Origin of the sequence: Chromohalobacter moromii, assembly GCF_023091865.1 — a bacterium.
GTDB lineage: Bacteria > Pseudomonadota > Gammaproteobacteria > Pseudomonadales > Halomonadaceae > Chromohalobacter > Chromohalobacter moromii.
In genome coordinates, this window is the sequence record NZ_JAHXDI010000002.1 from 654,227 (window position 1) to 671,370 (window position 17,144).

At 60.3% G+C, this 17,144-nt stretch carries 18 protein-coding genes; 10 read left to right on the top strand and 8 right to left on the bottom strand.

What is annotated here, in order from left to right; all coding sequences use genetic code 11:
• The first annotated feature begins 63 nt into the window (after positions 1–63).
• The 5 genes from KZO83_RS09525 (at position 64) to pepN (ending at position 6,291) form a co-directional block, all read left to right on the top strand.
• Complete coding sequence (locus tag KZO83_RS09525; protein WP_178999681.1) at positions 64–588, top strand: GNAT family N-acetyltransferase; 525 nt, start codon at positions 64–66, stop codon at positions 586–588.
• A 36-nt stretch (positions 589–624) separates the two neighbouring features.
• On the top strand, positions 625–1,110 hold the full coding sequence (locus tag KZO83_RS09530; RefSeq protein WP_247620603.1) for a YajQ family cyclic di-GMP-binding protein: 486 nt from the start codon (positions 625–627) through the stop codon (positions 1,108–1,110).
• A 133-nt stretch (positions 1,111–1,243) separates the two neighbouring features.
• Positions 1,244–2,809, top strand: a complete 1,566-nt coding sequence (locus KZO83_RS09535; protein WP_247620604.1) for an AMP-binding protein — start codon at positions 1,244–1,246, stop codon at positions 2,807–2,809.
• Positions 2,810–3,072: 263 nt separating this feature from the next.
• On the top strand, positions 3,073–3,507 hold the full coding sequence (locus KZO83_RS09540; protein WP_178999684.1) for a YbaN family protein: 435 nt from the start codon (positions 3,073–3,075) through the stop codon (positions 3,505–3,507).
• 144 nt (positions 3,508–3,651) lie between these two features.
• Positions 3,652–6,291 (top strand): aminopeptidase N, encoded by a 2,640-nt coding sequence (gene pepN, locus KZO83_RS09545; RefSeq protein WP_247620605.1) that lies wholly within the window; start codon positions 3,652–3,654, stop codon positions 6,289–6,291.
• Between the two features lie 82 nt (positions 6,292–6,373).
• Here the strand turns inward: pepN and KZO83_RS09550 are convergent, their stop codons facing one another.
• Positions 6,374–6,667, bottom strand: a complete 294-nt coding sequence (locus tag KZO83_RS09550) for a hypothetical protein (RefSeq protein ID WP_178999686.1) — start codon at positions 6,665–6,667, stop codon at positions 6,374–6,376.
• Positions 6,668–6,929: 262 nt separating this feature from the next.
• On the opposite strand from KZO83_RS09550, the gene KZO83_RS09555 reads away from it, so the two are divergent.
• A complete protein-coding gene (locus tag KZO83_RS09555) occupies positions 6,930–7,133 on the top strand; it encodes a putative motility protein (RefSeq protein ID WP_178999687.1) in 204 nt (67 codons plus the stop codon).
• Positions 7,134–7,185: 52 nt separating this feature from the next.
• On the opposite strand, the gene KZO83_RS09560 is transcribed toward KZO83_RS09555, so the two are convergent.
• The 3 genes from KZO83_RS09560 to KZO83_RS09570 all read right to left on the bottom strand — a co-directional run bounded on the left by KZO83_RS09560 (position 7,186) and on the right by KZO83_RS09570 (position 9,217).
• A complete protein-coding gene (locus KZO83_RS09560) occupies positions 7,186–7,797 on the bottom strand; it encodes a hypothetical protein (protein WP_247620606.1) in 612 nt (203 codons plus the stop codon).
• Between the two features lie 45 nt (positions 7,798–7,842).
• A complete protein-coding gene (locus tag KZO83_RS09565) occupies positions 7,843–8,613 on the bottom strand; it encodes an HpcH/HpaI aldolase family protein (RefSeq protein ID WP_247620607.1) in 771 nt (256 codons plus the stop codon).
• 94 nt (positions 8,614–8,707) lie between these two features.
• The gene (locus KZO83_RS09570; protein ID WP_178999690.1) at positions 8,708–9,217 is read right to left on the bottom strand and encodes an Lrp/AsnC family transcriptional regulator; all 510 of its coding nucleotides are present in this window, start codon (positions 9,215–9,217) and stop codon (positions 8,708–8,710) included.
• 154 nt (positions 9,218–9,371) lie between these two features.
• Here KZO83_RS09570 and KZO83_RS09575 point away from each other — a divergent pair, with 154 nt between their 5' ends.
• Positions 9,372–11,063: a 2-isopropylmalate synthase gene (locus KZO83_RS09575; protein ID WP_178999691.1), complete on the top strand. Its 1,692-nt coding sequence runs from the start codon at positions 9,372–9,374 to the stop codon at positions 11,061–11,063.
• A gap of 66 nt (positions 11,064–11,129) precedes the next feature.
• Here the strand turns inward: KZO83_RS09575 and KZO83_RS09580 are convergent, their stop codons facing one another.
• Positions 11,130–12,110 carry a tripartite tricarboxylate transporter substrate binding protein gene (locus KZO83_RS09580; RefSeq protein WP_247620608.1) on the bottom strand — a complete coding sequence of 327 codons (981 nt, stop codon included), beginning with the start codon at positions 12,108–12,110 and terminating at the stop codon, positions 11,130–11,132.
• A gap of 246 nt (positions 12,111–12,356) precedes the next feature.
• Positions 12,357–13,193 (bottom strand): formate/nitrite transporter family protein, encoded by an 837-nt coding sequence (locus KZO83_RS09585; RefSeq protein ID WP_178999693.1) that lies wholly within the window; start codon positions 13,191–13,193, stop codon positions 12,357–12,359.
• 109 nt (positions 13,194–13,302) lie between these two features.
• Between KZO83_RS09585 and KZO83_RS09590 the strand changes: the two genes are divergently transcribed.
• A complete protein-coding gene (locus KZO83_RS09590; protein WP_247620609.1) occupies positions 13,303–13,998 on the top strand; it encodes an MgtC/SapB family protein in 696 nt (231 codons plus the stop codon).
• 88 nt (positions 13,999–14,086) lie between these two features.
• Here the strand turns inward: KZO83_RS09590 and KZO83_RS09595 are convergent, their stop codons facing one another.
• Complete coding sequence (locus KZO83_RS09595) at positions 14,087–14,653, bottom strand: FlgO family outer membrane protein (protein WP_247620610.1); 567 nt, start codon at positions 14,651–14,653, stop codon at positions 14,087–14,089.
• A gap of 14 nt (positions 14,654–14,667) precedes the next feature.
• On the bottom strand, positions 14,668–15,342 hold the full coding sequence (locus tag KZO83_RS09600) for a hypothetical protein (RefSeq protein WP_247620611.1): 675 nt from the start codon (positions 15,340–15,342) through the stop codon (positions 14,668–14,670).
• 224 nt (positions 15,343–15,566) lie between these two features.
• On the opposite strand from KZO83_RS09600, the gene KZO83_RS09605 reads away from it, so the two are divergent.
• Both KZO83_RS09605 and KZO83_RS09610 read left to right on the top strand, forming a co-directional pair.
• Entirely contained in the window at positions 15,567–16,736 is a 1,170-nt protein-coding gene (locus KZO83_RS09605; protein WP_247620612.1) for a multidrug effflux MFS transporter, read from the top strand.
• A 59-nt stretch (positions 16,737–16,795) separates the two neighbouring features.
• The gene (locus KZO83_RS09610; RefSeq protein ID WP_247620613.1) at positions 16,796–17,086 is read left to right on the top strand and encodes a YciI family protein; all 291 of its coding nucleotides are present in this window, start codon (positions 16,796–16,798) and stop codon (positions 17,084–17,086) included.
• Positions 17,087–17,144: the final 58 nt, after the last annotated feature.

Here is a 17,144-nt window from a genome sequence, read left to right on the forward strand (position 1 = left end):
GCCTTGAAATAATTTCTATACACGATTCGCGTCACCCTGTCCGCGTTACCCGGAGACATTCGCATGTCCTGTTCCCTGCGCGCCGCCACCGTTACTGACCTCGATGCGCTCTGTCATCTCGAGGCGATATGTTTCGATGGCGACCGCTTTACACGCCGTCAACTGGCTTATCTATTGGCGCGCGCCAACGCGTATACGCTCGTTGCATATACCACGCCGGATAGCGAGGTAGTCGGTTACGCTACGCTGCTTTTCCGACGCAACAGTCGTGTTACGCGGCTTTACTCGTTCTGCGTGGCCCCACAAGCGCGCGGTGGCGGAGTAGGCCGTGCGTTACTAGAGGCACTTGAGCGTGAGGCGAGGAGGCGTGACATGACATGCTTGCAACTGGAAGTTCGCGCCGATAATCGCGTTGCGTTGGGCCTTTATCGGCGCATGGGGTTTTCCGTACTGCGCTGGCTCGAGGATTATTACGTCGATGGCTGCGCGGCCTGGCAGATGCGCAAGGCGCTGGACGGTTCGACGTTTGATGAGCGCCCCGTCGTATCGAGCGGCGCCGTGGGCAAGCATGCGCGGGGTTCATGCTAGAATCGCGCCCGATTTTACCCGAGTGAGGAAAGTGTCATGCCATCTTTCGATATCATCTCCGAGTTCGACAAGCACGAGGCCAGCAACGCCGTCGATCAAGCCAATCGCGAGATCCAAAACCGTTTCGATTTTCGGGGCGTGACCGCGAGCTTCGCCCTAGAGGGCGAGACGGTGACCCTCGAAGCCGAGGTGGATTTTCAGCTCAAGCAGATGCTCGACGTGCTGCGCAACAAGCTCATCGCCCGTGGCATCGATGCCCGCTGCATGGAGATCAAGGACCCCGTCACCAGCGGCGTGCGCGCCCACCAGGACGTAGTGCTCAAGCAGGGCCTCGAGCAGCCGGAATGCAAGGACATCGTCAAGCGCCTGAAGGAGGCCAAGCTCAAGGTGCAGGCGCAGATCCAGGGCGACAAGGTGCGTGTCACCGGTAAGAAGCGCGATGAACTCCAGCAGGCAATCGCCTTGTTGAAGAGCGATGCCGGCCCCGAACTGGCCCTGCAGTACACGAATTTTCGCGATTGAAGGGGATTCGTTCCAGTACCTTGATACGCATCATCCTTGTGGTCGGCTAGCGTTGCCAGCCGTGCCTGTGCGCTCGATCCTGTCGTTAAAACAACCGCAACGACAAAATAAAACGAGCGACAGGAGAACGAAGATGTTTGATCTGGGACGCGGCTTTCTTGCCACGGTCGAGCGGCGCCCACACGCCGTTGCGATCAGTGATGGCCAGACGCAAAAGACATACGCGCAGTGGTATGCGGACATCCAGAGCGTGGCTCGCCACCTTCGGCATTTGGGGCTCGTCAAGGGTGACCGATTGCTGGTGGCCATGCACAATCGCTGGCAGATGGCCACGCTGTACTGGGCCTGCCAATTCACAGGCATCATCGTCACTCCGGTGAATTGGCGTTCGACGACGCTGGATATTCGTTACTATCTCAAGAACTCGGGCGCTGGCGCCATCGCTCATGACGATGCGACCGCCGAGGCGGTACAGACGTGCATCGAGGCCCATCAAATACCCCGGATCGTGGTCGGCGCTACAATACCGCCGGGGGCGATCGCCTTCGACTCGATGCTCGGCACGGATGGCGAAACGCTGTTGATGGCGACGCCTGATGATTACTCGATGATGCTCTACACCTCAGGCACTACCGGTAGGCCCAAGGGCGTGCCGCGTAGGCATCGTGTCGAGCGCGCCGCGACGGCCGCGTACATAGCCCAGAATCTTTACCGGCACGATGAGACCATGCTGGGCGTGATGCCCCTCTACCACGCCACGGGCGTACGCGCGCTGCAAGCGATGGCGATGGTAGATGGACGCTTCGTGTGTATTCCCAAGTTCGAATCGGAGGCGACGCTACAAGCCATCGAGCGTGAGCGCATTTCCAGTCTCAATCTGGTGCCGACGCTCTATCATATGCTGCTCGAAGCGCCGGGATTCGCTCCGCATCGGGTCGCCAGCATCGATAAGATCGGTTTTGCCGGTGCGTCCATGAGTGCGGGATTGATTGCGCGCGTCGAGGCGGCCTTTAAGCCGAGCCTGTTCGTCAATCAGTATGGTTGTTCGGAGCTCTATGCGCTGACCGTGGACCAGCATGCCAACCATAAGCCCGGCTCGTCGGGACGCGCGGCGCTCAACCAACGCCTGCGGATCGTCAAGGTGGGCGCTACGTCGCCTGAGATGTGCGTGTCGCCTGGTGCGGAAGGTGAGGTCATCGCCGACATGAACGGAGATGAGGCCTTCGAGGGTTATTGGCAGTGCCCCGAGGCGGATGGCAAAGCTCTCAGAGACGGTTGGTATTTCACTGGGGACACCGGATATTTCGATGACGATGGGGATCTGTTCGTCACCGGCCGTGTCGATGACCTGATCAATTCCGGGGGCGAGAACATTAGCCCGTTGGAAATCGAGAATGTGCTCTCGCTACATCCGCAAGTCGAGGAGGTCGCGGTCGTGGGATTGCCAGACGACAAGTGGGGCCAGGTCGTAACGGCCTTCATCAAGGCACGTAGTGACATCGACGAGCAGGAACTCGGGCGTTATTGTCTAGACGCTGGGCTGACGCGCTTCAAGTGTCCACGTGGCTACCGTTTCATCGAGGAGCTGCCCAAGTCACCGGTGGGTAAAGTCTTGCGCCGTATGCTGCGTTTACCGCCGACCGCGACGACCGATGTGCAGGGCGCGCCGCCCCGACAGGCTAACGCTACCATCGGATAATGCCGCATGCGTGAGGAGGGGGTGCGGGACCTAGGGCGGGATGCTGAGGAGATCGCGGCCTTGGTCTTGGCCCCTTGCTTTGCGCTAGAATGGAACGCACGTGTCCAGTCCTTGGCGATAATCGCCTCGATAGTAAGGGACGATTTCTCTGGATACGCTATTCGGGCTTCAATGCAAGAGGTGGCGTCGGGCTTCGCCATGCCTGCCAGCGATCTCGCGTGAAGCTCGGCGTTTCCCTCTATCACGGCAAGGTGGCGCGGCGCATGTACGATATACGCAAACTATTGTTCATCTGCTTGGCTGGCGTCAGCTTCTCTCTGGGTGTGATTGGCTTGTTCCTGCCGGTCATGCCGACGACATGTTTCATGCTGGTGGCGGTTTGGGCGGCCTCGAAAAGCTCTCCGCGTTTCGCCAACTGGATTCGTCGTCATCCGCGCTTTGGCCCCTCCATTCTCGCCTGGGAGCGCGAACGCGCCATTCCCCGTCACGCTAAATGGATGGCGTGCGCCATGCTAGCTGTCTCAATGGGCGTGATCGCCTTCACGGTCGACTCCCTCACATTGCGTGTGGCGTTGATCATTGGTCTGACGGGGATTGCGGTGTGGATTCTGACCCGTCCAACACCGTCGATGGGGCGGTGCCCGGTCTTGTCTTCTTTCGAAGAGTCTTCCCCCAGCCAGCGCCAGGAGTCTCGCTGAGAGCGTGATGAGGCGCGGCATTGCCCGCACTTTTGAGCCGACTCCACCGGACGCCGTACAATGCTCGGCATGTGCCTCGCGTTTTATGCGCGAAGCGATGTCTTGGGGGCGAGTGCATGCCCCGATCTCAAGGAGCGTCGATCGATGTCCGAACCGCAAGCGACCCATCTCAAGGATTACCTGCCGCCCGCCTATCGGGTGACGCATACCGAGCTGAAATTCGACCTGGCCCCCTCGGCGACCACCGTCACGGCGCGCCTGCATGTCGAGCGTCACCCCGAGCGCGAAGCGGGGCTTCCGCTACGTTTCGCCGGTGACAAGCTGTCGCTGGTGCGTATCGCTGTGGATGGACAGACGCTGGAAGCCGATGAGTACGAGGTCGATGACGAAGGCTTGACCATCCCCAGCGTCCCGGAGCGCTTTTTGCTGGATACCGAGGTGTCGATCGACCCCGCCGCCAATACCGCCCTCGAGGGGCTCTATGTCTCCAGCGGCATGTTCTGCACGCAGTGCGAGCCACAAGGCTTTCGCCGTATTACCTTCTATCCCGACCGCCCGGATGTCATGGCGACTTTCTCCACCACGGTGGTGGGTGATAAGACCGAAGCGCCGGTGCTTCTCTCCAACGGCAATCCGGTGGAAAGCGGCGAGCTGCCAGGTGGCCGGCATTTCGTGACGTGGGAAGACCCGCATCCCAAACCCAGCTATCTGTTCGCCCTGGTCGCGGGCAAGCTCGAGAAGGTCGAAGATCGCTTCACGACCATGAGTGGACGCGATGTCACGCTGCAGATTTGGGTCGAGCCGGAAAATCTCGACAAGACCGACCATGCCATGGCGTCGCTCAAGCGGGCCATGCGCTGGGATGAAGAGACTTACGGCCGTGAATACGATCTCGACCGCTTCATGATCGTCGCCGTCAACGACTTCAATATGGGCGCCATGGAGAACAAGGGGCTCAACATCTTCAACTCGGCGGCGGTGCTGACGCATCCGCAAACCGCTACCGATGCGGCCTTCCAGAGCGTGGAGGGCATCGTCGCCCATGAGTATTTCCATAACTGGTCGGGCAACCGCGTGACCTGCCGCGACTGGTTCCAGCTCTCGCTGAAGGAAGGCTTCACCGTCTTCCGCGACCAGAGCTTTTCTGCCGACATCAATTCGGCGCCGGTCAAGCGCATCGAGGACGTTTCGTTCTTCCGCACCGCGCAGTTCGCCGAAGACGCTGGCCCGACAGCGCATCCCGTGCGTCCCGATCATTACATCGAGATCTCCAACTTCTACACCCTGACGATTTACGAGAAGGGTGCCGAGATCGTGCGCATGCTGCGCCATCTCCTCGGTTGGGAGACGTTCCGCCAGGGGTCGGATCTGTACTTCGCGCGTTTTGACGGTCAGGCAGTGACCATCGAGGATTTCGTCGACTGCATGGCGGAAGTCTCGGGGCTCGATCTGAGCCAGTTCATGCGCTGGTATTCCCAGGCGGGCACGCCGGAGATCGACGCCCATGGCGAATACGACTATGCCAAGTGCGAGTATCACCTGCGGCTCTCCCAGCGCACACCGCCCACCCCCGGCCAGGCGGAGAAGCAACCGCTGCACATTCCGGTACGCATGGGGCTGGTGGGTACCAAATCCGGGAACGACATGGCGTTGACGCTGGACGGTGAGTCGCTGGGCCACGAGACGGTGCTGCACCTGCGCGACACTGAACAGACGTATGTCTTCACCGGCATCGACGAGGCGCCGACGCCGTCGCTGTTGCGCGGTTTCTCGGCGCCGGTCTATTTGCGCTATCCGTATTCGCGCGAGGAGCTGTCCTTCCTGCTTACCCATGACGCGGACGATTTCAACCGTTGGGACGCGGGACAGCGGCTGACAATGCTGGCCCTCGACGATCTCATCGCGGCGCATCGCAACGGAGTTGAAAAGGTCATGGATAGCCGCGTCATCGACGCTTATCGGCGCCTTTTGACCACCGAGACCGATGACAAGGCGGTGCTTGCCGAGATGTTGACGCTGCCTTCAGAGGCTTACATCGCCGAGCAGCAGCCGATGGTCGATGTGGATGCGATCCATGCCGCGCGCGTTTTCGTCAAGCAGTCGCTCGCCACGGCCTTGCGCGACGAGTTCCTGGCCATGCATGAAGCCCACCGCAGCGATGAGCCCTACGCGCCGGAGCCGGATCAGATCGCGCGGCGTCGGGTGAAGAATGTGGCGCTGGAATATCTGATGAGCATCGAAGACGAAGAGGGCGTCGCGTTGGCCGAGGCGCAGGTCGACGCCGAGGACAACATGACCGATGTACGTGCCGCCTTGACGATGCTGGTGCATAGCTCGCGCAGCGACATCGCCGAGCCGGCGCTCAAAGCGTTCGGCGAGAAGTGGGCGCACGATCCACTCGTGATGAACCAGTGGTTCACCATCCAGGTCACACGTCCGCAGGAGGATGTGCTGGAACGCGTCAAATACCTGATGGCGCATCCGCTGTTCTCACTCAAGAATCCCAACAAGGTGCGTGCGCTGATCGGTGCTTTCGCGGCGCAGAACCGCGTTAACTTCCACCGACTCGACGGCGAGGGCTATCGCCTGCTGGCGGATGTGGTGATCGAACTCAACCGGCTCAATCCTGAGATTGCCGCGCGCATCATCACGCCGTTGACGCGCTGGCAGCGTTTTGACGAGCAACGTCAGGCGTTGATGAAGGCCGAACTCGAGCGCATTCGTGCCGAGGAACTCTCGCCCAACGTCTTTGAAATGGTCGAGCGGGCGCTGGCCGAGGCCTGATAGCCGACTTGGCAAGAAAGTAACGCAAACGCCGCTGCCAAGGCAGCGGCGTTTTTGCATGGGGCCGTGGCAGCAAAGCGCCTCAGCGGATGAGCCAGCCGAGCACCAGCAAGCCAAGGAACAACCATACGATACCGCCGACGAAGGCGCGTCGGACAAGCGCGCGAATCCCCTTGTAGAGCATCCACACGCCGATGATCAACACTACCAGGTTGATGAGTGAGGGATTGACGCCCAGCGAACGGGCGAGGCCGTCGAAAAAGCGATCGATGGCTACCCAAAGCCCCGCGAATAGGGTGGAGAGCGCGTCGACGACGACGCGCAAGGCATCGCCCAGGAGCTCGCCGAGCCAGTGGAAGAATCTGTCGATCTGCATGTCACATCCTTTTGTGAGCGTGCTTATGTAGGCGTCTCGTCCTCGTGCTATCGAGCGCATGGCTTGTGGGTCCGCCATTCTAAGCGGCGAGGCGCCAGGATGGCAGGGGGTGCCTTACGGCGAGATGGCCTTTATGCTTTTCTTCTTGCATGCTGAAGATGTCATGCGTTGGCTGTCGGTCGTGGGCGATGAAAGTTTGTTGCGCCCTGGCCGATAACTAGAAAGCGTAAAGCGCATTCATTCACTTGAAGGGAGAAGCTTCATGGATTCATCCGTGAACGCAGCCGTGGGCACTGCGATGGCGCTGCAACAGCACAACGCCGATCAGCAGGCGCAGGCGAGCCTGCTCAAGGAGTCGCTCAACAATCAGGCGTCACACGTGTCGCAACTGATGGAAGCGGTGTCCCCCCAGCAGTCGCTAGCGACGACCGGCACCGTGGGTACGCAGGTCAATACCTACGCCTGAGTCTAAGGTACGCGAGTAAAAAATGCCGTGGCGCCAAGCGTCACGGCATTTTTCATGGCAGTGAGAGCCCGTCGTTGATCTCATGCAGGCGTTGCATGGCGCGCTTGGAAGAAAACGGGGGCTCGCGCGGGGGATCGTAGACTTCGCCGCGGGTGCCGTTGACGATCAGGTCGATGGCATAGCAGGTATCGTCGATCACGGCTCGGTAGCCAGTGATCCGTTGAAAGTGGCTCATGCCGGCGTCGTCGAGCGTGAAGGCCTGGAAATCATGACCATCGATGCTCGCGGTGGATCGCGAGTGGGCATTGGGTGGCGGCGTCAGGCAGTTGGAGATCGCCTTGGCGTCGTGACTCGCGCCCAGACGCCAGTGCGCGGCCGTGATGTCGTTAGAGCTCGGCAGTGCCAGCGTGATCAGACGCTCGCCCGGTGCATCATCCGCAATCTGCCAGCTGCCGGTATCGAAGTATCCCGACTGTGGCGCTGTGATGCGTGCGAGCGAGGCATCGGCGCGCAGCCTGACGGGATAGGGCGCCAGCGTGAAGTCCGTGGTTTCTTCGTTGGCGGGGGGAGACAGCGTTTCGCGAGGCGCGTGCGTGCATGCCGACAGCGATATGGCGCCCCCAAACACGGCCATAATGGCAGTCGCGATGAATATCCGCTTCATGCACGGGGCTCCTTGTGTGATGGCGAACACTCATACCGTACCAGTCTATTGATCACCCTTGTAGCGTGCCACGGTCTCCTTGGCGGCTTGTCGCAATAGGCTGATATCGATGCCCACGGCGATGAAATCGAATCCCCAGTCGGCATAGCATCTGGCGTCTGTCTCGACGGGGGCCAGGATACCGGCGGCCTTTCCGGCAGCGTGGGTGGCGTCCAGGGTATGTCGAATCATCGCCTGGACCTCGGGATGATTGGGGTTGCCGATATGCCCGATGTCGGTGGATAGATCGAAAGGACCGACGAACACGGCGTCGATACCGGGGGTGGCGGCGATGGCCTCGGCGTTGTCGACGCCGCTGCGGGATTCCACCTGCACGATCAGGCACAGTTCTTCATGAGCCGTCGCCATGTAGTCTTCTACCTCGCCCCAACGCGTGGCGCGCGTCAGGCCACCCCCCACGCCGCGAAAGCCCTGCGGCGGGTAACGCGTGGCGGCGACCAATTGGGCGGCCTGTTCGGCGGTATCGACCATGGGGATCATCAGCGTCTGAGTGCCGATGTCGAGCAGTTGCTTGATCAGTGCAGGGTCATGGTTGACGGCACGCACGACGGGAGCGCAGGGATAGGCGGCTACCGCCTGCAACTGAGCAAGAATCGTGGGGACGGTGTTGGGCGCATGTTCGCCGTCGATCAATAGCCAGTCGAAGTCCGTGGTGGCAAGGATCTCCGTGGCGTAGCCAGTGGCGAAACCGGCCCAGCATCCATAGCGTGTATCGCCTGTCAGTGATGCCTTGAAAGGGTTGCGGGGCAGTTGCATGGCACACATCCTCTTTAGTAGATGACTATTGCATACAAAAAACGTAACAGCCTTTCGGCGCGTCAACCATTGCACCAGTGTCTAATGGGCGGCGTCAGTGTGGCGTGTCCGAATACGAGGGGACTGGCCGGTGCTCGAGGACTCGGCGCAAGACGAAACTGGAGTGCGCCCCGGTGACGCCTTCGATACGCGTGATCTGATTGAGCAACAGGTTCTGGTAGTCATCCATATCGTGGACCACGACCTTGAGTTGGTAATCGGCCTCCTGGCCGGTGATCAGCAGACATTCCTGCACCTGGGGCAGTGCCGCGACCTTGGCCTCGAAGTTGGCGAAGCGTTCCGGGGTATGCCGGTCCATGGAGATATGCAAGAGCGCCGTGAGGCTATGGCCCAGCCGTTTGGCATCTACCAGGGCACGATAGCCGGTGATCAAGCCGTTGTCTTCCAGGGCTCGCACGCGCCTCAGGCAGGGTGAAGGCGACAGGCCGATGCGCTCGGCCAGTTCCTGATTGTTGATACGCCCATGGCGCTGGAGGATATCGAGTATTTGGCGATCGTAACGGTCAAGCGTCACCCCGACGGCTGGCGGGCTCTCTTTTGGCATTATCGTTCTCTTTTAATAATGATATTGGAATTATATGCCAAAAAAATCGCTCGTCGAGGGCGAGTTTGCAATCGCCTGCGGGGCTGGGCGGCGTAGACTGTATTCATTGCCACGAGCAATGGGCTCGTTCATCCATTTTCACAGGACCGTTGTCATGAGTTGCTTCGATCATCGCAAGTACCGCCCGGCGCCGCGTGTGCCAGCCTTCGACCGCCAGTGGCCGGATCGTGACCTGGTGGCGGCGCCGACCTGGGTTAGCGAGGACCTGCGCGACGGCAACCAGGCGCTACTCGAGCCGATGAGCGTCGAACAGAAGCAGCGTCTGTGGCACCAGATCATCAAGGTCGGCATCAAGGAAGTCATGGTCGGCTTTCCGTCGGCCAGTCAGCCCGATTATGACTTCGTGCGCTGGCTGATAGAGGAAGATCAGATCCCCGACGATGTGACCATCGCGGTGTTGGTGCAGTGTCGCGAGCATCTCATCGAGCGAACCTTCGCCTCGTTGGTCGGTGCCAAGCGCGCCATCGTGCATCTCTACAATTCCACCTCGACCGTGCAGCGTGAACGCGTATTCGAGATGGACCGCCAAGGCATCGTCGACATCGCCGTACAGGGCGCGAGCTGGGTCAAGGCGCACGCTGCGCGCTATCCCGATGTCGAGTGGCGCTTCGAATACACGCCCGAGAGCTTCTCCAGCACCGAGATCGATTTCTCGCTGGCGATCTGCGAAGCGGTGATGGATGTCTGGCAGCCGACGCCGGAGAAAAAGTGCATTCTCAATCTACCCACCACGGTTGAGGTGGGCGGGCCGCATCATCACGCCGATCAGATCGAGTATTTCTGCCAGCATATCAGCCGCCGCGACAGCGTGATCGTCTCGGTGCATACGCATAACGATCGCGGTGGTGCGGTGGCGTCCGCCGAACTTGCCTTATTGGCCGGCGCCGAGCGTGTCGAAGGCACGTTGCTGGGCAATGGCGAACGGACCGGTAACATGGATATCGTCACTTTGGCGATGAATCTGTACAGCCAGGGCATCGATCCCGAACTCGATCTGTCACGTCCCGACGAGATCATCGAGGTGGTACAGGAATGCACCGGTATTCCCATGCATCCTCGTCATCCCTGGGTAGGGGAGATGGTCTACACCGCGTTTTCCGGCAGTCACCAGGACGCGATCCGCAAGTCGCTCAGAAAGCAGCAAGCGGACGAGCCGTGGCAGGTAGCGTACCTACCGATCGACCCGCGCGATATCGGGCGCGATTACCAGGCGGTCATTCGCGTCAATAGTCAGTCCGGCAAGGGCGGCATGACGTTCCTGCTCGAGCGCGACTACGGAATCAGCTTGCCCCGTTGGATGGCGCTGGAGCTGGCCCCGGCGGTGCAGGCGGTGAGCGAGACGGTGAGTGGCGAGTTGTCCAGTCAGCGCATTCGCGAGGTGCTGACCGAGACCTTTTCCCGCCATGAGCCGCTCTCGTTGACTGGCTACCGGCTGGATCGTGACGCCGATGAAAGCTTGACGGTATCGCTCAACGATGCCGGTCGGGCCGTGCGTTTGAGTGGTCAGGGCAACGGTGTCATTTCGTCTTTCATGACCGCCTGGCAAACCCACACGGGGCAATCGGTGAGTGTCGTCGATTACAGCGAGCACGCGTTGGGCGAGGGTAGTGACGCCGTGGCGATCGCCTTCGTGCAACTCAATGTAGGAGGGCAGCGCATCAGTGGCATGGCCGAGGATGGCGACACCGTCAGTGCGTCCCTCAAGGCCGTGTTGAGCGCGCTCAATCGCGCGGGGCATCAAGGCACGATGTCGGAGTTGGCAGCCGAGGCGCAGGCCTCAGCATAAAATGGCAGTCAGTGATGCGCCACGACCGTATGAAGACGGAGAGCGGTCGTGGCGCGTCGAAGACGCTTACTGCTTGGCGAGACCGATGGCCTTCATGATCTCACCGAATTCGGCGTCGCTTGTCTCCATGTAGTCACCAAAGGCTTGTGCGTCTTTCCACTGCACGCCATAGCCTTGCTTGGCCATGAAAGTTTGATAGGTGTCGCTTTCGTAGGCGGCATGCAAGGCGGTTTCCAGTGTCTCGACGATGTCGTCGTCCATGCCCTGTGGCCCGATCACCCCGCGCCACGCGCCGGTAGTGAACTCGCTGTCTACCTGCGAGGCCACGGTGGGCACGTCGGGGAAGCTTTCCAGAGGTTCTTCGGCCATCACACCGAGGCTACGCACGCGGCCGGACTCGATCATCGAGCGCGCTTCGGGTAGCGAGGTGGCGGCCATGTCGACGCCCCCGGAGGCGAGCTCCGTCATGGCCGGCGCGGCGCCTTGGCTGGGAATCCAGTTGACCTTGTCGGCGGACATGTCGAGATCCATCAGCAGCCCGCCCAGCGCGACATGCCAGATACCACCCAGCCCGGTGCCGGAAGCATTGAAGTGGCCATCGGGCTGATCGCGGATCGCCTCCATCAGTTCGCCCAGGTCCTGGTAATCGGCGTCCTCGGCGACGCTGATGCTGGCGGCATCGAAGTTGATCTGTCCGATGGGAGTGAAGTCTTCGTAGGTGAGATCGGTCAGGCCTTGCCAATGCATCATGTTGATCTCGACCGTGCCCAGGCCGAGCGTATAGCCATCGGGTTTGGCCCGCGCAATGGCGGTATGCCCCACGACGCCGCTACCGCCCGTGCGGTTGACCACATTGATGGTTTCGCCGAGTTCTTCCTCCAGGGCTTTAGCGATGATACGTGCCGTGGCATCGGTTCCGCCGCCGGCGGCCCAGGGGACGATCAGCGTGATGGGTTTTTCGGGATAATCGGCAAGCGCCGGAGTGGCGAGCCCCATGACCAGTGCCGCGGCAAGCCAATACGGTGTGCGTGGTGTGGCGTGTCCCATTGTTATTGTCCCTCGTCATCGATCCGGTCAGGCCGGGTGGGTGGTATGAGCTACTTAAGCTTTAACAGGCACTCGGGCGCTTCGCTAATTCCGAAACTCAGCATGCTGATAAAAGCTGGTTATCACGAGAGAGTGTTGGGCGCTCTGTGGTGCCTCGTTCGTGAGAGTGCATAAAACGGCATAGACGAATGGACAAGCTCGGCACGCCGGTAGGCATGCCGAATCAGGCCTTTATAAGATAGCTGTTCAGGTGTCGCTGCGAACCTGTGCGTGGCTAATGAGGGCAAAGATGAAGGTGCCGCCGATCACGTTGCCGGCCAGCGTCGGCAGGGCGAAGTGAAAGAGATATTCACCTAGGCTGGCTTGGCCGGCGAACATCAGGTACATCACTTCCGTGGACCCCACGATGATGTGCGTGAAACCGCCCAGTGCGACGAGATAAGTGACGATCAGAATCACCCAGATCTTGGCGGCTCCAGCGGCAGGGAGCAGCCAGACCATGGTGGCGATCATCCAGCCGGCGATGATGCCCTTGGCAAACATCTGGCTACCAGTATTCTCCAGAATGTGATGCCCCAGGCTGAGAAAGGCCTTATGCGTCTCGGCATCGAACAAAGGCATGTAGAGAATCGCGTACGCGGAGATTGCCACCCCCACCAGGTTGCCGATGAGCACTACGCCCCATAGCTTCAATAGCTTGAGAAACTGCATGATGCGTGGCGTGCTCATCACCGGTAGCACGGCGGTGACGGTATTTTCGGTGAAGAGTTGCTGGCGTGCGAGGATGACGACCAAAAAGCCGATGGTGTAGCCGAACGACGCGACGAGATAGCCGATATCGCTGTCCGGCAGGCGCGCGTGCAGCAGCCCCTTGGCAAGCATCGAGAAACTCATCGATAGGCCGGCGGCGATCGCCGACCAGAACAACGCCGACGCGGCGCGTTTGAGTTCCGTCTCGCCTTCTTCACGGATCGATTCATGGACGCCCGCCGCACGCGATGGCCGGGGGCCGCCGTTGAGATGCAGGTCGTGCTCGTCTTCTTCCACCCGACTGGGTGGCGTGAGGTTGGAAGGGTGGCTCACGCAGCGATCCTTCTATCGAAAGGTGGGAAATCGTCGTGGATTCTGTGGGATACAGTGGCAGACGCTATGCTGACACGATAGACGATAACGCAGGAGAAGGAAGAGGCGAATGGCAACGATTTCATGGACGATAGTGCTGCATCTGGGCATGGCCTGGCTGGCGGGGAGCCTGATTGGCTTGGAACGTACCTTTCATGGGCGCCCGGCAGGATTTCGGACACATGCGCTGGTGTGCGTTGCCTCGGCGTTATTGATGCTGGTGACGGTCTATCAATGGCAGTGGCTGGGTAGTGATGTACCCGAAGAGACGATCAGAACCGATCCCACGCGCATGGCCCAGGGCATCATGACGGGCATCGGCTTTCTGGGGGCCGGCGTGATCTTCAAGGAGGGGCTGACGGTACATGGCCTGACGACGGCGGCCTCGATCTGGATTACGTCGGCGTTGGGCATACTCTTCGGCGTCGGCTTTTGGTTGCCGGGCGTGATAGCGACGCTGGTGACCTTGTTGACGCTGTCGTTGTTTCGTTTGGTCGAGGCACGGATGCCGAGCCGTACCTTCGCGCGCTGCATTCTACGCTTCGATAGCCAGCGGATACTCGGGGAGTCAGAAATCTATGCGTTAATGAAAGCGCATCGGTTCCATATCGAAAGCCTCAGTTACCGCACGCGCGACGAGGGTCGGCAATTCGAATACCGCATGATGCTACGAACGCACGACCGTCACTACCTGCCGTTATTGGCCACCGACTTGGGCCACCATGAGACGCTGTTGGAATTCCAGTTGTCGCCGACCGGTGATTGATGAAGGCCTGCCAGCATCGATATCTGGATGCTGGCAGGTAAAGCTCATGACAGGGCCGATCGGGCTCCATGTTTGAGAAGAAAGACCTTTACCAGTTAGAGGGCAGCAAGGTCCTGATGTCGTTGTCCATTGGCACTTCGAAGCTCGAGGCACCCAAGACCTGGCGGTCCATGATACGTACCAGGCGAGCGTTGACGAACAGCGTGTTCTCGCCTTGGGCATAGGTGCCCAGCAATACGGCCTGGGCATCGTGATTATCGCTCAAGCGCTGTACGTTGCGGGACAGAATCAGCTCCCCGGTATTCTGCTCGATGTATAGGCTGTCGCGCATTTTGACTTCGATGACATTCATGCCGCCCTGGACGAGACGCGAGGTAAAGGTCTCGGACAGCGTGCGCCCAAGTGTCGATGACTGATCCAGTTGGTCGATATCGACGAATGTGGTGGCGATGATCGGCGCCCGATTGCCGAGCTGTTCGCTGCTGGTGGCGAGCAGTTTGTCGGCGGCTTCGTCGACGCGCGTCAGCATGCTGGGTTCGGGGGCGGCCGCTTGACGATTGGGAAAAAGGCTACAGCCCGAGAGCACCAGCAACAGGATGGCCAAGGTCAGCAAGCGCCCTGTAAGGCGTCCGGTGGGACGTTGGTTGAATGACATGTCGAGCGATCTCCTCACCAGTCGGATGATAGCGGCAGGCCAGCGGAATCGCCGGTGCCGGGTGCACCGTACTGATCGCTATCGCCCGCGTTGATGTAATACATATTCGAGGACGAGTAATGCAGCGTGTCGTATTGGCTTACTTGGGTCGTGATAATGACTTCCTGCTTGCCGGTGGTGGTCCAGCTACCGCTGAAGGTGTCGGCCAGTGCGGCGGCGGGAATCAGTCCCAAGGCGGGCTCGGTCCAGTGATTGAAAGGAATGGTCGCCACGGCGATGCCAGTCGCCAATGCGGTCAGGGCACCCTGGGGAGGCCGTACGAAGCCGCGATCCTGGTGGTTGATCACCTGGACATCGAAGCTGACATGGGCGCTGCTAGGGTCCGGCTGAGTACGCACGATGGCGCCTTGCTCGACGAGCTCACTGGTCAGCAGGGAACGGAACCCGTGGCTGAAGGCGGTCTCCTGTTCATGCTTCTCGACATAGAGTGGCTTGCCCCACAAGTCGCGCTTGGCGAGGATATCGCCTGCCTCGTGTTCGGCAAGCACTTCCCAATGCTGAGCGGCCTGCATGCGTTGCTGTTCACTGATCGGGTAGGTCGTGGCGATGGGGGCCTGCGAGGTATTGACCCCGAAGCAGCCGCCCAATAGGACGGCGCTTAGCACGACCCCCCAGGTGCGGAATGGCATGGCGTTTCCTGTGCGATGGATGATCGGCGAGGCATTGCTTGGATCATTGCCCTGAAAGGCAATATCGGCGAGGTGCGTATGAGCTTTAGGCCTTGTCTTAAACGTGTCTACGCGTGTCGACTTTTCGGGCGACACCGCAATAGTAAAATGTACGTATCATTGGTCAGTTGCATCTTGGCGTGTTCGGGGTAAGGTGGCGTTCTTTTTGTCGCTGCGGAGGTTTCATGTCGGGTGCCCGTTTGCTGCCCTTGCTGGTGGGCTGCGTGATGTTGTCGCCACTGGCGATCGATATCTACCTGCCATCACTGACGGTCATGGCGCGCGAGTTCGACGTCCCGTTCAGCCGGTTGCAGTTCACCGTGACATTACTCTTGTTGAGCGTCGGCCTTGGGCAAGTGCTCGTCGGTCCGCTGACCGACCGTTTCGGTCGTCGCCCGGTGCTGCTTTGCGGCACTGTGGTTTATATGGCGGGGGCATTACTGGGGATGATGGCGACCAGTCTCGGGCCGCTTTACGTATCGCGTGTTCTGCAAGGTCTGGGGGCTTGCGCGAGTATGACGGTGGCCTTCGCCGCGGTGCGCGACTGCTTCACGGCCGAGCAAGGCGCTAAACTCTACAGTTACCTCAATGGGGCACTGTGCATCATTCCTGCACTAGCGCCCGTCATCGGCGGAAGCCTGGCGGTGACCTTCGGTTGGCGCAGCAATTTTGCATTCATGTTCGTCTTTGCGGCGGTGCTGGGTGTGGCCGCCTTATGGCGCTTCGCCGAGACGCGGCCTCAGGACACGGCGCCCGAGCGCCGACTTTATCATTGGGCCCGCTACCGACCGGTGCTGACCAGTGTGCGCTTTGTCTATTTCGCGGGGCTGGCCGGGGTGATCATGTCGGCGATCCTGGTGTATGTATCGACCGCGCCGGTCATACTGGTGGATCGGTTGGGGCTTTCGGAGTTGGCATTCAGCGGTTGGTTCGGCGCCAACGCCGTGGTCAACATCCTGGCGTTTTTCTTCGCACCCCGCGTCATTCACCGTCTCGGGCGCGTCGGGACCGTGCGTTTAGGGCTGGGGCTGATTATCGTCTCGGGCGTCTTGCAGGCGCTGATCGTCACGGCATTGCCGCTGTCGTCAGTCGGCTTCATGGGGCCGATAGGGGTGCTCTCCGTGGGCTTTTCATTGGCGCTGGGTGCAACCTCGAGCCTGGCTCTCGAGCCGTTTCGTGAGCGCGCTGGGACGGCGGCAGCTTTGCTGGGCGCCTTGCAGTTGGGCGGCGGTGCGTTGTTGGCTACGCTATTGCTGGCGATGCCGTTGGCGCCGCAATGGGCCTTGGCATTGATCGGCGTTGTCTTGGTTTCACCTTTGCTGTGGCTTTCCTGGCGAGTGGCGCCGGCGGCGTGAGTTTGTAAAGATGCGCAAGGCCAAGTGACGTGCCAGGCGGCAGATATTAAGGAGCAGCCATGTTCATCGTATCGCTGGAGTACGTGGTCGATCCGGACGCGGTCGAGCCCTATCGAATGGCTCATATGGCATGGGTGCGGGAAGGCTTCGAGCGAGGCGTATTTATCGCGTCGGGGCGTAAATCGCCTCCGAGTGGTGGCATCATTTTGGCCAGAGCGCCTGCGCGGGAGCGTTTGACGGCCTGGCTTAATGAAGACCCATTTATCGTCGCTGGCGTGGCGCAATACCATGTTGAAGAATTTTTGCCCACGACGGTAGGCAATGGTTTCGAGGTGCTCAAAGGAATATGAGACCCGTTGGTGCAAGGTGCGTGTGGCGAGACGAGAAGCCGGCGTGTCTCAAGGAATG

Coding starts and splice junctions, on each gene's coding strand:
- KZO83_RS09525 (WP_178999681.1), top strand. CDS start 64: ATGTCCTGTTCCCTGCGCGCCGCCACCGTTACTGACCTCGATGCGCTC.
- KZO83_RS09530 (WP_247620603.1), top strand. CDS start 625: ATGCCATCTTTCGATATCATCTCCGAGTTCGACAAGCACGAGGCCAGC.
- KZO83_RS09535 (WP_247620604.1), top strand. CDS start 1,244: ATGTTTGATCTGGGACGCGGCTTTCTTGCCACGGTCGAGCGGCGCCCA.
- KZO83_RS09540 (WP_178999684.1), top strand. CDS start 3,073: ATGTACGATATACGCAAACTATTGTTCATCTGCTTGGCTGGCGTCAGC.
- pepN (WP_247620605.1), top strand. CDS start 3,652: ATGTCCGAACCGCAAGCGACCCATCTCAAGGATTACCTGCCGCCCGCC.
- KZO83_RS09550 (WP_178999686.1), bottom strand. CDS start 6,667: ATGCAGATCGACAGATTCTTCCACTGGCTCGGCGAGCTCCTGGGCGAT.
- KZO83_RS09555 (WP_178999687.1), top strand. CDS start 6,930: ATGGATTCATCCGTGAACGCAGCCGTGGGCACTGCGATGGCGCTGCAA.
- KZO83_RS09560 (WP_247620606.1), bottom strand. CDS start 7,797: ATGAAGCGGATATTCATCGCGACTGCCATTATGGCCGTGTTTGGGGGC.
- KZO83_RS09565 (WP_247620607.1), bottom strand. CDS start 8,613: ATGCAACTGCCCCGCAACCCTTTCAAGGCATCACTGACAGGCGATACA.
- KZO83_RS09570 (WP_178999690.1), bottom strand. CDS start 9,217: ATGCCAAAAGAGAGCCCGCCAGCCGTCGGGGTGACGCTTGACCGTTAC.
- KZO83_RS09575 (WP_178999691.1), top strand. CDS start 9,372: ATGAGTTGCTTCGATCATCGCAAGTACCGCCCGGCGCCGCGTGTGCCA.
- KZO83_RS09580 (WP_247620608.1), bottom strand. CDS start 12,110: ATGGGACACGCCACACCACGCACACCGTATTGGCTTGCCGCGGCACTG.
- KZO83_RS09590 (WP_247620609.1), top strand. CDS start 13,303: ATGGCAACGATTTCATGGACGATAGTGCTGCATCTGGGCATGGCCTGG.
- KZO83_RS09595 (WP_247620610.1), bottom strand. CDS start 14,653: ATGTCATTCAACCAACGTCCCACCGGACGCCTTACAGGGCGCTTGCTG.
- KZO83_RS09600 (WP_247620611.1), bottom strand. CDS start 15,342: ATGCCATTCCGCACCTGGGGGGTCGTGCTAAGCGCCGTCCTATTGGGC.
- KZO83_RS09605 (WP_247620612.1), top strand. CDS start 15,567: ATGTCGGGTGCCCGTTTGCTGCCCTTGCTGGTGGGCTGCGTGATGTTG.
- KZO83_RS09610 (WP_247620613.1), top strand. CDS start 16,796: ATGTTCATCGTATCGCTGGAGTACGTGGTCGATCCGGACGCGGTCGAG.